Source organism: Sphingobacterium sp. UBA2480 (assembly GCF_002341965.1).
GTDB classification, from domain to species: Bacteria; Bacteroidota; Bacteroidia; order Sphingobacteriales; family Sphingobacteriaceae; genus Sphingobacterium; species Sphingobacterium multivorum.
The window spans coordinates 342,688-358,427 of record NZ_DDPA01000004.1 but is presented as its reverse complement, the minus strand read 5'-3'; the positions used below and the strand labels follow the sequence as shown (position 1 = coordinate 358,427).

Here is a 15,740-nt window from a genome sequence, read left to right as displayed (position 1 = left end):
TGGTTAATATGCAAACTTCAGACGTAGAAAGAGCAAAGAAGGTAAAAAGTGTACTGGTGACTTTACCAAAACCTGAAAACGATAAGTCCCCTTATTATGATTTAGCAAAGAAATACGGGTTAAAATTAGATTTTCGAGGTTTTATACACGTAGAAGGAGTTCCTGCCAAAGATGTGCGTAGGGATAAGGTTAATCTAGCAGATTATTCTGCCGTAATATTTACGAGTAGAAATGCTGTAGATCATTATTTTAGAATTTGCGAAGAGATGCGGTTTGAAGTGTCTGCAGAAATGAAATATTTCTGTATTTCAGAGACGATTGCCCTTTATCTTCAGAAGTATATTCAATATAGAAAACGGAAGATTTTCTTTGGTAAACAGACCGCGAAAGACCTTGAAGAGGTATTGAAAAAACACAAAGGGGAGAATTTTTTGTTCCCTTGTTCGGATGTTGCTAATGAGGAAACAAGTAATTGGTTACTACAAAACGGCTATAAATTTACACCAGCTGTGCTTTTTAGGACTGTGGTAAGCGATTTGACGGATTTGAAAGATGTTTTCTACGATGTTATCGTGTTCTTTAGTCCTTCAAGTGTACAGTCCTTATATGATAACTTCCCTGATTTTAAGCAGAATAATACAAGGATTGCAGCATTTGGCGCTTCTACGCAACAGGCTCTTTTAGATCACGGATTAATTTTAGATATCCCTGCTCCAACACCAAAAGCGCCAAGTATGACGATGGCTGTCGAAGAATATATCAAAAAGGTAAATAAGTAGTAGCCTAACATAAGGTAAATAACAAAAAAAGGGTTCTTAAGACCCTTTTTTTGTTATTTATGCAATTTTAAGGACCACAAAATCGCTAAAGACTTCTATGGGGAAGGGCGTTTTATCATTCCGAATCGATGTCGGTACGACGACAATTTTACGTATCGGCAGATGATCAATAGCTGTGGTATGTTCCTCTTGTAAAAGATAGATGAATAATATGTTTATCTTAAGGGGGTAGAAATGGTTGCGAGTCGAATCGATGATGTTAAAAAGTAATAAAAGTGACGAAGGTCATGGAGATTTTAAATATATTTCTATTAAATTGCTAGGAGTAATTTGTTCCAATTAAAAATAAAGCATAGGCAATATTTTTAAAATTTGATAGAAATATTTTTTTTATGTTTGTAATTAAGCAAAATTAGTCAGTCGTGAAGTTAAAGCAAGTTGATAAAATTTCGGGCATTCAATCAGAGGACTTCTTAAAGAATTATCTGAAACCAGGTTTTCCTGTAATTATATCAGATTTTATCAGTGCAGAAAGTCCAGCATGGAAGAAATGGAGTTATGATTACTTTAAGGAAATCGCAGGAGATATAAAAATAGATGTCTATGGAAAAGAGGAGGAATCAATGGACCGTGCTGCCAGTGCTCCTGTTGGCCATATGACATTTGCAGAGTATTTGGATCTGATCACAAAAGAACCTACTGAGTTACGGTTGTTTTTGTTCAATCTGCTCAAAATACGTCCTGAACTGAAAAACGATGTTATTTATAATGATGTCACCGGAGGTAAGGTCTTGCAATGGTTGCCATTTATGTTCTTTGGTGGAGAGGGGTCAAGTACCCGTAATCATTTCGATATCGATATGTCACACGTATTTATCTCTCAATTTCAAGGATTAAAACGTATTTGGCTTTTTCCGAATGATCAATCTGATTTGATGTACAAATTGCCCTACAATTTTCATAGTATTGCCAACCCAAAATATAGTAGTGAAGAGGAATATCCCGGAATTAAGTACCTAGAAGGTTATGAAGCAGTCATTCATCCTGGCGAAACCTTATATATGCCAGCAGGCTGGTGGCATTACATTCAATATGAGACAGAGGGCTATTCGATTTCTGTTAGGGCATTAGCAAATTCGATCAGTGAAAAGTTGAAGGGGGCGCGTAATCTGTTTATCACGAGACATTTTGACAATACCATGCGAAAGATCTTCAAAGACCATTGGTTCCACTACAAAATCAAAACGGCGAAACGCCGAGCCAATAATGCAATCAAAAGAAACAAACGTTAATATAGAAAGGGGAATTTTACATTCCCCTTTTGTTTTTAAATACACTTATGTACCACTGATGTACCGCATTTAGTTTTATCTCTCCCTATTAAAGCCTTTGTTGTACTTATTCTTCTGCATCAGCCCATTTACTCGCTTCCCGGTAGAATAGTGTATAAGGGTCGCTTGGATAAACTACCGTGTCCGGATTATGTCGAAATGGAATAGCCGGATTAAAGATTTCCTGAAGAGTATCCCGCAAGAATTCGACAAAATTCTCTTTCTGGAAAGCAAGGAATTCATCGGTCAATACCCCTTCTTTACCACTGAATAATGTGCCCTCTTCCCGCATTTTACGCGCAACATAGAGATGGGGTTCAAGTTGTTTTCTTCCTGTCTTCTGTTCGAATACATAGGCATAAAATAGGGTTTGGACCATCGCCTTATTTTCGGTGTTTGGCGCAAATACCTGATCAATTCCTTTAAACATGATCGAATCACCACCTGTTTTGTAATCGACAATTCTACTGATAATACGATCGTCGTGTGTTACGACCTCGTCTACCCGGTCAATAATACCGTAAAGTGTGACCTGTTGTTCTTCTCCATTGATCTGAATAGGAAAGGGCAGTACATAATCGTTGTCGTTCTCGAGTTCAATAATCCGAAATGCTTTGTAGTTGTTGATGTCATATTCGAGATACATCTTGACATACTCGCAGGCAATTTTCAGCATGATCCGCTGCAAGCTGTTTAAATCATTTGTTGCCTTTAATTCGATCTGATATTGCAGGCCTATTTCACGGATCACCTGTGCCTCTACCTTGTCGAACTGCTTCTGCAAGACACTTGTGGGCGTAAAGTCCTGTTGTCCTTTGAACGGTAGGAATATCTTCTCCATCACATTGTGGATGACAGTTCCCAGTTTATTCATCTCAAATTCCTGAGAGATGGAAGGGGGCTCTTTAATGCCGGCAATATGTTTTAGAAAAAATTGCAACGGGGACTGCAGATAAGTCGTCAGTGCCGTTGCAGATATCCGTTTCTGGTTGACGATAAAGTCCTGGTACATCTTTTCCCAAACCTCGCCACGCTTCTCAATAACAATTTCTTGGGCTTTATCCGCAAATTGAATGGTCTGTTGCTGAATTTTTCGGTCAAATCTAAATTTACTTTCAAACTCCAGCTGTTTGATAAAGCGACTTTCTTCGCCAGTAGAGCTTTCGTCAACCAAGCCATTGTAGAAAATATGTATTCCTTCACTGTATTGAAAATGGCGATAAAATAAATAGGCCGACAAGGCATCCTGATTTTCTAATATGGGAAGCCCATAAGCACTTCTTAGGCTGTTAGGAATAAAAGTAGGTGAATTTGACGTTTTGGGTAGAATGCCTTCATTTGCTCCTAGAATATAGACGTTGTCAAAATTTAAACAACGACTTTCCAAGAGCCCCATTATCTGAATACCTTCTAGGGGATCACCTTCTATGGCCGAATTTATTGGGGCGATGGCTTTTTTAATCAAGCCGATTTGGAAGCTGATACTTAATGGAGCAACAGTTTCAAAGCCCAATAGCAGCTGATTCAATGTTTTCTTTGTTTCAATCAGGAGGTTGTTGTCAATTTGGCGGATACGCTCCTGAGAAGAAATACTGTGCAACAGATCATCAACGAGCAGGATGAGCGAGGGTATCAAATAGGCTGAATTGTCAATCGGTACAAAAAATTGAGGCAAAGAGCTTTTGATATGAAGTTCCTCCAATGCGATCTCAAAGAGCTGTTTATCGGCAATCTCCTTCTGAATCTGAAGTTTGTCGGCTAAAGAAACCATACTGAGCGGATGGTTGATGAAGGTTTCTATTATCTGATAAGGAATCTTCCGTTTCTTGAACTGGGATATCTCCAAATGGACTTCCAGCCATAGGTCCAGTATTCCGTAAATTGGAGACTGTGTCAAGGGATATCCTGTTGTGATATTGGGTTTGACCTCGGGTAGACTTTGCAGCAAAGGGACAAGTAGGTTTTCATCCGCTAGGAGAATGGCGGATGTTTGTTCCATTTTATTATTGCGTTCGAGAATGTCATACAGCAATTTTGTTTGGCTGATCTTTCCGGTGCTGGCATATAGATTTACGGTTGAGGTCCTATTGCCAATAATATTCGGGCTATCGCCTAAAGCGTTGACCAAACCTGTTTGAAAAATATTACGTCGAATAAAAAGGCCGGCCTCTTGCATCGTGTCTTCGAGGTAATAGGCATCGGCATCAAAGTAGAATAATGCACGGCCTTCATCCTGCCATTGTTTAAATAATTTTGTTTCGGCCTTGTTCAGTGCATTGAAACCGACAAAAAGGATGTGCTGGAAGGAAGATGCAAACTGCTGATGCGTAGCCTTACCTTCAACCAGATCACGGTAGACTGTCGGATAGTTTGTTTGGCCCTCTGTTTTAAGCTTTTCTTTGAATCGATCATATAATACGGGCAGTCTTTTCCAAAGTTGAAGAAAACGCTCTTGTACTCCACTATGCCCCGCAATAGAAAAAGACTGCCAAAATTGACGGATAAACCCTTGCTGCTCTTGTGTGAGATGTTGGAAAGCGATGTCGATTTTGGTATTGTCATAAAGTTCTAAGTAAATCTGCTCGATGGGGACGAGGTCGTAATCCAGTTGGCCGAAGTCGCTCAATATAATTTCGGCAATCGGATAAAATTCTTCCAGCGTTTCTGGTAGTTTGCCTTCAGCGACCAATAACTCATTATGAATATTAAACAGGTGGAAAAATTGGGTTAAAGGACTGGCTTCGGTATCGTCGGTCGAAAGCCTAAGAAACTCTTGGATCGTAAAGAACTGTGGCGACCAAATGGCCTGTCCGTACACTTCAGAAAGATGTTTTTTGAGATAGGTAATTGGCCGTTTATTATTAAACACGATGGCTATTTCACTCAGGTCGTTTCCAAAACGCTTTTGAATGTCTGCTGCTACTAATTTTAGAAAGGCTGTTTGCATCGTGCTGTTATTTTACTTCAGTTAATTGATTTGATTTCGCATAGTAGAGATAGGCTTTAACGTTGCTGTAGCCCAGGTTCTCCAAATTCTTTTTATAATTGTCGACTTGATATTTGTGTCCGATATAGTCTGTTTGTGTGAATTTAAAATCCAGTACAATTGTTTCCTCTTTGGAAGTGAAGACTTTATCAGGACGAATGGTCTCTCCTTTGGCGGTAATGATGCTCGCTTCGTTCCAGATTTTATAGTTTCCTGTGAGCCATTTATTGATCATGGGGTGCTGCCAGATCTGATTGATTTCCTGCATGAGAAAAGGCTCTTCTTCCTTGGAGAGGATGCCTTCCTGAATCAGCTGGCGTACCAGTTTGTGGATATCTTCTTCCTTTGAAATTTGGGCCATAATATCGTGGGCCAATATGCCGTACTGCGCGGCTTTCTCCAGCATCATAATATCGTTGATGTTGCGCGTACTGGATTTTTCTAAGGCCATTTCCAATTCTTTGGAAATGGGATAATGGCGAAGGGAAATAATATTGTTTTTTTGAGCCTGACTTTTTTTTCGTTCGATTATCTGATCGATATATATGCCTCTTTCTTCCAGTGTAAACGGGGATGTTGAAGTCTCTAAGACCTGATAGAGTACATCGCTGATATATTCATCTTTGATATCATAACCAGTAATTTCGCCCGTCTTCTTGTCAACAGATTCTTTGAAGGAAGGTGCCGTAATATAGAGGTGTTCAACAGCACGTGTTGTTGCTACATACAATGTATTGAGGGCATCCATGTAGTTGAACAGCATCTCTTCAAAATATTGCTTGAAAAATACTGATTTGCCGACCGTGGAAGTATATTTTATTGGAATTTTTCCCAATTGGGCAAAAGGGGTATCTGATGTCTCGATCCAAAAATCGCCATTAATCATGCCGTCAAGATCCCACGAACAGAATGGAATCATCACAACATCATAAGCCAGGCCTTTTGATTTGTGGATTGTCGTTACCTCGATCGCATCAATTTCTCCGTTGGAAGGGAGCACAGCCCGATTGCCATCCTCTTCCCAAAATTCCAGGAACTGTATAATGCCACGTTCGCCATTGGTGGAGAAAGCTGAGATCATATCCTTGAAAGCTAGGAGGTAGGGGAGGTGGATATTGTCTTTGGTTGTAAAACCGTAGATTTCAATAAGTTTCTCAATTAAATGGACTAAAGGCTGCTTCTGTGCCATTTCCCAGGAGTCAATCAGCGCCTCAGGGAGATAATCTTTCAGGGTACGGATGTCATTGCTAGCAAATTTTAACCATGCATTTTGATCGATTGTCTTATTTTGAATATGCTGGTAGAGATAGACCATCTTTGCTTTATGGATGGTATGTTTGTCCGAATTATAGACTAAAGCCTTCAACGTTTCGATCAATAATCCTACAGCATCATTGCTCGCTAGGGATAATGCATCGCCTGATATCACTTCAAATGTAAGCTGTTGCTCTTTTTTGAAATCCATGAGCTTTTGGATCACCAATTTAGCCTGCGCATTACTCCGTACCAGGATACCGATCTGTTGAGCCTGATAACGACCGCTGCCGATCCAGTCGCCTATTTTTTGACATAGCTGCAGGAGCGATTCTTCAACAACCTGATTTCTTCGATAGCGTCCATCAGTGACAGGAATGTAGGAGATTTCAATAGATCCTAACTGGTCAAGTTTTCCTTTTTTATGCTCAGGGACCTCTTGTTGACTGTTTTCATAAGCTTTGACCAACATGTTGTCATTGCCGGCAGAAATCCACCACTGTTTACCTTCTTCATCGAGGTTTTCGGATACTTTTTCATTCAGTACCTGCTGTAGATGTTGGGGAATACTACTAAAGAGGTAGTTGTTTAAATGAATGATATTTGGAAGACTTCTAAAGTTGGTGTCGAGGCTTCCGTTTTCGATAAAGGTTGTTTTGCTATCCTCGTCCAGGTGAAAGGTATGACCAATCTGTTGTTCTACCTGTTGGAGTAAAATTCGCCAATCACCATTTCGCCAGCGATAGATACTTTGTTTGACATCACCAACGATCAGGTGTTCGCTCACTGTGCCTTTGGCATCGGCCAATGCATTAATCAAAAGCGGACTATAGTTTTTCCATTGGATACGCGAAGTGTCCTGAAATTCGTCAAACAAAAAGTAGTTAAAACGATTGCCAATCTTCTCCCAGATAAATGTTGGATCGCTATTTTCATCCAATCCGAGTTTGTTTAATAGAATTTGTGAGTCAGAGATTAATTGAGCGCCATTGTCCCGTCGCCATTGTGTCAGTAAGTCGCTCATTTCCTTGAGCAGGCGTAGGTAATAGAGATTACTTTGTACCGCTTGATACGCAATGTAAGCGGATAGATTATCATGTAGCTTTTGGAAAGATGCCAGGATGGGGCTTAGTGCGGCGATAAGATCATAACGTATATTTTTGTCACTATCTGTAAAAGCATCCTCATTATCGATCAATTGGAGGTATCTTTCCAATACTTTGGCGATTTCAGAAGCGCTCAGTTTTTCCGTTTTTTTGTTGGTTTTGCTTGCGGAGATTATTTTGTTGCGCGATTTGCCTTTCAGGTCATTTTCGGAGATGTTAAAGTTTTTGAACGTTTCACTAAACGCTTCAATCGTCATGGAGAGCGCTTCGGTAAAGGAGTTTATCTTCTGTTCAACCTCCTGATTCAGGAGATTAAAAACCTCCTTGGGATTAGCAGAGTTGATATAGCCGTCAAATTCCTGGAAGTTTTCAGAGAAAATAAGGCTTGCCAAACTCATTAATTGTTGGCGGTAGTTCCAATTTTCATTTTTTGCTATTTTCTTTTCCGCATACGCTATAATCCAGTCAAGTAAGTCGGGGCGTTCATCCAGCAATTGATTAAGCATGACTGTTAAGTCATTTTTCACTTTATTGACATTCATTTCAATCTTATAAGCTGCATCAAGATTGAGTTCATAAGTAAATGCACGAATGACTTTTTGGGAAAAACCATCAATTGTACTTATGGTAAAATGACTATAGTCATGTAGGATACGACGGTAGACACGGTAAGCTTTCTCTTGTATCAGGTGCGGGTTCCAATCTGGCTGTTGCTCGAGTAGAAGCTTTCTGAAATCTTCAATTTTAAGGCTACGATCGCCTGTTGCCAAGCCATGGAGTACCGAAAGGATACGTTCCTTCATCTCAGCGGTTGCCTTATTGGTAAATGTGACCGCCAAAATCTCCTTATAGCTATTCTCGTTGGATAGTAGGAGTGTGAGATAGTGTAAAGTTAAGCTAAAGGTTTTTCCTGAACCGGCCGAAGCTTTGAGTATTTTTAATGGCGCAACAGATTTCATAGAATGAAGGTAGAAAGTAAAAAGTGAATTGGCAAAAATGTCAGTGACTATTTCGAAGGGAAAGTACACAAGCGGTTCATCCTGTTTACATTTGGTAAAATAGCTTTTTTTTGAAAGTGTCTTATTTTATTGGCCAGAAAGAACCTTCAGTTTGCTATCATTGCTGTTGGTATCTGCGAAGTCATGAAAGTTTTGAAGAAAAGGGCTATTTTGTACACTGATTTTTTGAAAGACTTGTTTCACCTACAGTATGGTAAGAGCAAAATCTTAACGTGCGTAGGACGTGTTTAACCTGAAAGTGGTTACTGAAAGAAGCTAACCCTGTCGTTTTCAGTGAAGTTTTATTAAATTATAACGCTGATTAAAAAAAAATAACTATCTTTGCATCCCCTCTAGTATGAAGCTCGGGGGATATGTTGAATACATAAAATAAAATTAAAAAATGGCAACTAAAATCAGATTGCAAAGACACGGTAAAAAAGGACGTCCTTTTTACCACGTAGTCGTAGCGGATTCTCGCGCTCCACGTGACGGTAAATTCATCGAACGTATTGGTTCTTACAACCCAAACACAAATCCAGCAACTATCGTTTTGGATTTTGAAAAAGCTTTGGATTGGATGAATAAAGGTGCTCAACCAACTGACACTGCTCGCGCTATCCTTTCTTACAAAGGTGTTCTTTACAAAAAACACTTGCAAGGTGGTGTGAAAAAAGGTGCTTTTGATGAAGCTGCTGCTGAAGCTAAATTTACAGCTTGGACTGACGCTCAAGAAGCTAGAATCTCTGGTAAAAAAGATGGTTTAGCACAAACTAAAGCTGAAGCTAAAAAAGCTGCTTTAGTGGCTGAAGCTAAGAAAAAAGAAGAAAAAGCTGCTGCTGTAGCTGCTAAAAATGCTCCTGTAGCAGAAGAAACTGCTACTGAAGAGACTGAAGCTCCTGCATCAGAAGAAACTGAAGGTTAATTCTTTCATAAAGTATTCGAGAAAGCCGACTCAATCTTGAGCCGGCTTTTTTTGAAACAGCCAATAGGCTAATCGTTTGCCAAATCATGTCTCACAGCTAATCGCCAAATAAGAAAAATATGACTATTGATCAATGCTTTTACATCGGTTACATCAGTAAAACAAGAGGTCTTAAAGGAGAAGTACAACTGTTTTTTGAATTCGAAGAATACGAGAGTTTGGATATCGATGTTGTCTTTGTGGAACTGAACAAAAAGCTTGTTCCTTATTTTGTTGATGCCATTAAATTTCAAAAAAATAGCACTGCTTATGTAACATTTGAGGATGTGGATCATATCGATAAGGCTCAGGTACTCGTTCGTAAAAAGCTATATCTTTCCAATGATAAAATGCCCGAGCGCGACCCGGATGATTTTAGATATACTGATTTAATCGGATTTTTAGTGATCGATGAAAACCATGGCGAACTGGGGCAAATAACAGATGTTCAGGAATTCCCACAACAATTTGTCGCCACAGTAGATATGGATGGCAAAGAACTGATGTTTCCGCTGTCCGACGATTTGATCTTAGGAATTGATGGCGAAGAGGAGATCATTGAAGTTGAATTGCCTGAGGGATTGGTCGATCTGTATAAGGAATAGGCATATCCCCAAGCTTATTCAATTGAATATCCTATACTTACTATTGCAGTAATTTCTTATCTTGGTCCTTATATATTAATATTACTATTGGCCATAATTATTAATTGATTTTGAAACCGTTATTACTGCTGTTATTCACACTCTCATTGTCTTCGTGTACTTTCTTTGGGAAGAAAAAGGAGTTTCCTGAAGGTAACTACCAAATGATATTGGGCTATCCAAATGATGAGTATCATAAATTAAAAAGAGAATCTCCCCAAAATGTGGAGGCAGATACCTATGGTAATGATCCTATTCTATACCGATCCTTTCTTTCGCTTCATGATAAGGACCAGTTTGTCATGGCGATTGATGATATCTTACTCTTTGGTAAGTACAAATTTGACGGTGATAGATTAGAATTGACGGATGAGAAAAAAGGTAGTGTCGCTTTGGATATTGTTAAAATAAAAAAAGATTTTGTTCAGCTGAGAGGTGATTTTTCACAGTTTAGCTCAGCACGTATACCCACTAGTGAAAGACTTTATATCAACTTTGTGTTAGATAAAACCCTTATCCGGGAAACGCCCAGTAAATTTGATAGCCAAGTGAATTTATGGCGAAATGCTCCGGTAAAATCAGAAAGTGAAAAGGAGATAAAAGCGAGGGCCTTGAATTTTGTAGATTATTCTATCGCTTATTTCCAACACATATCAAGCTCTGGCACCCATCACGATTATCGAATGGATGGTGTCGAATCACCAATTATTTATGCCGAGAATGGCATTGTGCTCAAGGCATGGGCAGATGTTCCTGATTCTTGGAAGGAATTATTTTACAACGAAAAAGAGGCATTAGTCGCCTATCACTATTTATTTGACGGATTTAAATATGGATCGAAAGAAGAGTACCATGTTCGGGGACTCTTATTGATCACATTTTATCTCAAAAATTTACGGAATTCTTTGGCAGCTAATCTTTAGCCAATGTTCTTGTGGCATAGTCAATCTCTTCGCTGTCTATGATCCTCGATCGTTAATTCTACTGGTTTTTCTAGGTCTTTAACTCTTGGTAGCGCGAAGAATCCTGTCGTTGCATGGACACAAAGCTAAAGTGACGTTGAAACTCTTGGTAGGGCGAAGAATCCTGTCGTTGCATGGACACAAAGCTAAAGTGACGTTGAAACATCGTTTATTGAAGTCTTTTTGCTGCTATTTTTGCCTTTTCGAAAAAATATTTTTGTCTTTTGATTTTTTAAAACGATATTAGCAACGCTTATAGAGAAAGGCCGAGGGAATAGACCCGTTGAAGCCTTAGCAACCTGTATTGTTCAAGGTGCTAAATTCTACCCTACTCCATGTGGGAAAGATAAGTTACATGTAGATAAACGATTCCTCGACGTGTGCGTTTCGATGTAAGCCAACCAAACTAAAAACAGTTTTTTAATGAAGATTATCGATCATATCCAGAATGCCAAAGGAAAAACATTGTTTTCTTTTGAGCTATTGCCACCGGCGAAAGGGCAGGGCATCCAAAGTATTTTTAAAACCATGGATGAACTGATGGAGTTTAAACCTCCTTTTATCGACGTCACCTACCATCGGGAAGATTATATCTATAAAGAGCATGCGAGTGGATTACTGGAACGTGTTTCCTATCGTAAACGTCCTGGGACAGTGGCGATATGTGCGGCCATCATGAATAAATATAAAGTGGATGCGGTGCCACATTTGATATGTGGGGGTTTTACAAAAGAGGAAACTGAAAATGCATTGATCGATTTGAACTTCCTGGGGATAGATAACGTTTTGGTGTTGCGGGGTGATGCACGTAAGGGCGATGCCGATTTTATACCAACCGATGGTGGACATGCTTTTGCAACAGACCTATTGGAACAGGTAACCGATATGAATAAAGGAAAGTATCTGCATGAAGACATTATCACGTCGGAAAAGACTGATTTTTGCATCGGAGTAGCCGGGTATCCCGAAAAGCATTTTGAATCTCCAAATTTCAATACTGACTTTAAATATCTGAAACAAAAAGTCGATATGGGAGCAGAGTTTATTGTGACTCAGATGTTCTTTAATGTTGAAAAATACAAGGAATTTGTAACAAAATGTAGGGACAATGGAATCCATGTGCCTATTATTCCGGGATTAAAACCACTGACAACAAAAAAGCAATTGGTGACCTTGCCAAGAATTTTTCATTTAGATATTCCAGAGGAACTGAGTGACGCTGTCGCGGCATGTAAAACGAATGCCGACGTCAGACAGGTAGGTGAAGAGTGGTTGGTACAGCAATGCCAAGAGCTGATTAAATTTGGCGCTCCGGTATTACATTTTTATACGATGAGTAATCCTGGTCCAACAAAGAAGATTGTTGAAAAACTAGCCTAACTCATAAAATGATAAAAAAGGGAGCAGATAAGCTCCCTTTTTTATGATAATATTCATTGTGAAAGCCTGAAATAGGTTGAAAGTCTCGGCAGCGTGGTTTAGGTCGATCTCTATATTCAGTGTTGAATAGCCTGTTTACAGTCAGGTACTGGTGTTAAATAGTGTTAATTCGTGTGTCGGAGTCAGGATAACTTTTTAACTTAAAGTGCTAAAAAGGATTTTAACAATAGACCAATTGACCTTATGACGTACAATAGATTAAATTCTCTACTCGGTTTTGCTTGCGGACTAATTGCCACCTGTGTATATATCGCTACAGTTGAAAAGACGGTAAGCTGGTGGGATTGCGGTGAATTTATAGCCTGTGCCTATAAATTGGAGGTGGCACATCAACCGGGAGCACCATTGTTTCTTCTTATTCAGAATATATTTTCTAATCTCGCTTTAGGGAATAAGGGGCAGATCGCCTATTGGATGAATATAGGTTCTGCAGTTTGCAGTGGAATTACTGTTACCTTTTTATTTTGGACAATAACCGCCATTGCTAAAAAGCTACTCAACAAAGACAAACAAGCTTCTTTGTCAACCTACCTGCAGATCTTCGGCGCAGGAGTTGTCGGTGCAATGGCATTTAGTTTCAGCGATTCATTTTGGTATTCGGCAGTAGAATCTGAAGTTTATGCAATGTCTTCCTTATGTACAGCAGTTGTATTTTGGGCAATTTTAAAGTGGGAAGTCCGTGCAGATGAAGACGGTAGCGATCGTTGGCTGGTTTTTATTGCTTTTGTTATGGGGCTTTCGATCGGAGTGCATCTATTAAATCTTTTAGCAATCCCGGCTATCGCGATGGTTGTTTATTTCCGAAGAGCGCGACAGGTTAATGCGAAAGGGACAATAAAAGCTTTCCTCGTCGGAGTGCTGATCTTGGGGGCCGTTTTGTGGGGAATTATTCAATGGTTAGTCGGTCTAGCGGCTAAAGTGGATCTCGTATTTGTGAACTCATTGGGAATGGGATTTGGTACCGGAATTTTTTTCTCGTGCCTATTATTGGGGGGATTGATAATTTACGGTCTATATTATTCCTATAAAAAGCAGAAATATACACTCAATACAGCCTTGCTGGTTCTTTGTTTTGTTTTATTTGGATACAGTTCCTACACCATGGTCATGATCCGTGGGAAAGCAAATCCATCCTTGAACAATAATGCGCCGGATAATGTATTTTCTTTTTTAGGATATTTGAGCCGTGAACAATATATACGGGAACCGTTACTCAAAGGACCTTATTATGACTCGCAAGTGGTTGGCGTCGATAGTAAGACGAGCTATCGGAAAGATAAGTCGGAGTATGTTCCCTTCACACAGGTAGACAAATATCAATTTGATAAGGAAACCTTTTTCCCGCGTATCTATAGCCAAGATGGAAGCCATCAAGCTTATTACAGAAGTTACCTCAATTTGAAAGAAGGGCAACAGCCAACGTTTTCCGATAATTTTAAGTTCTTTTTTAATTTTCAACTGGGAGATATGTATACCCGATATTTCTTATGGAATTTTGTGGGTAGACAGAATGACAGGCAAGGATATGGGACCTATAGTGACGGCAACTGGTTGTCGGGGATCAGACCATTGGATAATTGGCGTTTAGGGGGGCAAGATAAAATATCTCGATCGCAGGAGCATGACCCGAGCCGGAACACTTATTTTTTTCTTCCATTGCTACTCGGAATAGCTGGTGCGATCTGGTTGTACCGAAACAATAAATCTTATACCTTGGTACTGACCTTGCTGTTTGTGTTTACGGGGGTAGCGATCGTAGTTTATCTCAACCAAACTCCTATGCAACCCCGGGAACGAGATTATGCTTACGTGGGGTCTTTCTATGCTTTTGCGATCTGGATTGGGCTGGGAGTAATAGCATTTGTTCGGTTTTTCAACCGTTTTGTACAAACACGTTACGCTTTAGCGACAGGTATTTCTTTTGCGCTGTTGGGAGGCCCTATTATTTTGGCTCATCAAAACTGGGATGATCATAATCGGTCCGAGAAATCGTTGGCAAGGGATATGGCACGCAATTATTTGGAATCCTGTGCTCCAAATGCTATTCTATTTACCTATGGCGATCATGATACATTTCCTGTATGGTATTTGCAAGAAGTAGAGGGCGTACGTCCGGATGTTCGGGTTGTCGTTTTAAGCTATCTCACAGGCGATTGGTATATGCAACAGGCCAAACAACCCACGTATCAAGCGGCAGGGCTCCCCGTGACGATTCCCGCTGAAAAGACGAAAAAAGGCGTTCGTGATTATATCCCTTTCGTAGATAGACAACTTGACAATGCGGTAGATATACAGCAGTTATTGCAGTTTGTCACATCGGATGATCCGGAGTATAAAGTTCAGCTGAATTCCGGTGATATGGAAAACTATTTCCCTTCCAAGAAAGTCCAATTGCGCATTGATAAAGACGAGGTGGTTAAGAAAAATGCGGTTCCGGCGTATTTTCAGGGAGCTATAGTTTCTGCAATGGAATGGGAAATTCCGAATGATCATCTGACCAGGTCGGATTTAACCCTGTTATCCGTGCTTGAAAATAATCATTGGGACAGACCGATATATTTTTCGAATATGCTGCCAAGTGATATTAAGTTGGGACTGGATAAATACCTGGTCAATGAGGGCTTTACTTCTCGATTGATGCCTGTCACTGCTACAGATCAGTCGACAGGAAAACGAAGTGAGCAGGGTGGGCTAGTTAATATGGAGGCGTTATATAGCAATATTATGCATACGTATCATTGGGGTAATGTTAAAAATGCACAATACTTGGATACAGATTCGTTCCGCTTTGCAAGCATGTACGCCCGTGATATATTTGGAAAAGCTGCCCGAATGCTTTTAGCCAATGGCCAGGTCAAACAAGCTGGGGAGGTGGCAAAAAAAGCATACGATCAATTGCCCGATCGCGTATATGCGATGTCGGACGCCATCAATTATGCCGATATTATCGATAGTCTGTATCGCTCGGGGCAACCTCAGCTGGCCAACAGGATGATGGACCGGAACCTTGATTATGTTGCTGAAAATATGGAATACCTACATCAATTGGTAATGGATAAGAAAAACCTGAGCTTTGAGTGGAATGATATTCAGACCGGCTTGGACTCTGTAGACCGGTATAAGGCTATTTTATTGGAAGCAAAGGATACCAAACGATTGGCACGTGTTGAGCAGTTGAGACAGCAATATCAAAATTGGTACGGCGTAGAATAATTTTGATGATGAACTGAACCAAATTACCAGGCACGCCTAATGGGGCATTGGATCAACGTATTT

General features: G+C 39.9%; 10 protein-coding genes and 1 riboswitch. Of the genes, 7 read left to right on the top strand and 3 right to left on the bottom strand.

Features of this window, described 5'->3' with window-relative positions; all coding sequences use genetic code 11:
• Nucleotides 1-8 precede the first annotated feature (8 nt).
• Nucleotides 9-779, top strand: a complete 771-nt coding sequence (locus B3600_RS08910; RefSeq protein ID WP_046673642.1) for a uroporphyrinogen-III synthase — start codon at nt 9-11, stop codon at nt 777-779.
• 422 nt (nt 780-1,201) lie between these two features.
• A complete protein-coding gene (locus tag B3600_RS08905) occupies nt 1,202-2,071 on the top strand; it encodes a cupin-like domain-containing protein (protein ID WP_046673643.1) in 870 nt (289 codons plus the stop codon).
• 106 nt (nt 2,072-2,177) lie between these two features.
• Here the strand turns inward: B3600_RS08905 and B3600_RS08900 are convergent, their stop codons facing one another.
• Both B3600_RS08900 and B3600_RS08895 read right to left on the bottom strand, forming a co-directional pair.
• Nucleotides 2,178-5,057, bottom strand: a complete 2,880-nt coding sequence (locus tag B3600_RS08900; RefSeq protein WP_286752733.1) for a PD-(D/E)XK nuclease family protein — start codon at nt 5,055-5,057, stop codon at nt 2,178-2,180.
• A gap of 7 nt (nt 5,058-5,064) precedes the next feature.
• The gene (locus B3600_RS08895; protein ID WP_286752732.1) at nt 5,065-8,415 is read right to left on the bottom strand and encodes a UvrD-helicase domain-containing protein; all 3,351 of its coding nucleotides are present in this window, start codon (nt 8,413-8,415) and stop codon (nt 5,065-5,067) included.
• A gap of 442 nt (nt 8,416-8,857) precedes the next feature.
• On the opposite strand from B3600_RS08895, the gene B3600_RS08890 reads away from it, so the two are divergent.
• The 3 genes from B3600_RS08890 to B3600_RS08880 all read left to right on the top strand — a co-directional run bounded on the left by B3600_RS08890 (nt 8,858) and on the right by B3600_RS08880 (nt 10,985).
• The gene (locus tag B3600_RS08890) at nt 8,858-9,379 is read left to right on the top strand and encodes a 30S ribosomal protein S16 (RefSeq protein WP_286752731.1); all 522 of its coding nucleotides are present in this window, start codon (nt 8,858-8,860) and stop codon (nt 9,377-9,379) included.
• A 119-nt stretch (nt 9,380-9,498) separates the two neighbouring features.
• Nucleotides 9,499-10,023, top strand: coding sequence for a ribosome maturation factor RimM (gene rimM / locus B3600_RS08885; RefSeq protein WP_286752730.1), 525 nt, complete (start codon nt 9,499-9,501; stop codon nt 10,021-10,023).
• A gap of 110 nt (nt 10,024-10,133) precedes the next feature.
• Complete coding sequence (locus B3600_RS08880) at nt 10,134-10,985, top strand: hypothetical protein (protein WP_070570361.1); 852 nt, start codon at nt 10,134-10,136, stop codon at nt 10,983-10,985.
• Nucleotides 10,986-11,055: 70 nt separating this feature from the next.
• Here B3600_RS08880 and B3600_RS08875 read toward each other — a convergent pair whose 3' ends face one another.
• On the bottom strand, nt 11,056-11,190 hold the full coding sequence (locus B3600_RS08875; protein WP_286752729.1) for a hypothetical protein: 135 nt from the start codon (nt 11,188-11,190) through the stop codon (nt 11,056-11,058).
• An 84-nt stretch (nt 11,191-11,274) separates the two neighbouring features.
• Nucleotides 11,275-11,377: riboswitch (SAM riboswitch) on the top strand.
• Nucleotides 11,378-11,447: 70 nt separating this feature from the next.
• Between B3600_RS08875 and B3600_RS08870 the strand changes: the two genes are divergently transcribed.
• Nucleotides 11,448-12,404: a methylenetetrahydrofolate reductase gene (locus B3600_RS08870; protein ID WP_046673648.1), complete on the top strand. Its 957-nt coding sequence runs from the start codon at nt 11,448-11,450 to the stop codon at nt 12,402-12,404.
• Between the two features lie 243 nt (nt 12,405-12,647).
• Nucleotides 12,648-15,677: a DUF2723 domain-containing protein gene (locus B3600_RS08865; protein WP_286752728.1), complete on the top strand. Its 3,030-nt coding sequence runs from the start codon at nt 12,648-12,650 to the stop codon at nt 15,675-15,677.
• Nucleotides 15,678-15,740 lie beyond the last annotated feature (63 nt).

What these genes read in the sequence shown, in the direction of transcription:
- B3600_RS08910 (WP_046673642.1), top strand. Translation starts at nt 9, where the DNA reads ATGCAAACTTCAGACGTAGAAAGAGCAAAGAAGGTAAAAAGTGTACTG.
- B3600_RS08900 (WP_286752733.1), bottom strand. Translation starts at nt 5,057, where the DNA reads ATGCAAACAGCCTTTCTAAAATTAGTAGCAGCAGACATTCAAAAGCGT.
- B3600_RS08895 (WP_286752732.1), bottom strand. Translation starts at nt 8,415, where the DNA reads ATGAAATCTGTTGCGCCATTAAAAATACTCAAAGCTTCGGCCGGTTCA.
- B3600_RS08890 (WP_286752731.1), top strand. Translation starts at nt 8,858, where the DNA reads ATGGCAACTAAAATCAGATTGCAAAGACACGGTAAAAAAGGACGTCCT.
- rimM (WP_286752730.1), top strand. Translation starts at nt 9,499, where the DNA reads ATGACTATTGATCAATGCTTTTACATCGGTTACATCAGTAAAACAAGA.
- B3600_RS08875 (WP_286752729.1), bottom strand. Translation starts at nt 11,190, where the DNA reads ATGTTTCAACGTCACTTTAGCTTTGTGTCCATGCAACGACAGGATTCT.
- B3600_RS08870 (WP_046673648.1), top strand. Translation starts at nt 11,448, where the DNA reads ATGAAGATTATCGATCATATCCAGAATGCCAAAGGAAAAACATTGTTT.
- B3600_RS08865 (WP_286752728.1), top strand. Translation starts at nt 12,648, where the DNA reads ATGACGTACAATAGATTAAATTCTCTACTCGGTTTTGCTTGCGGACTA.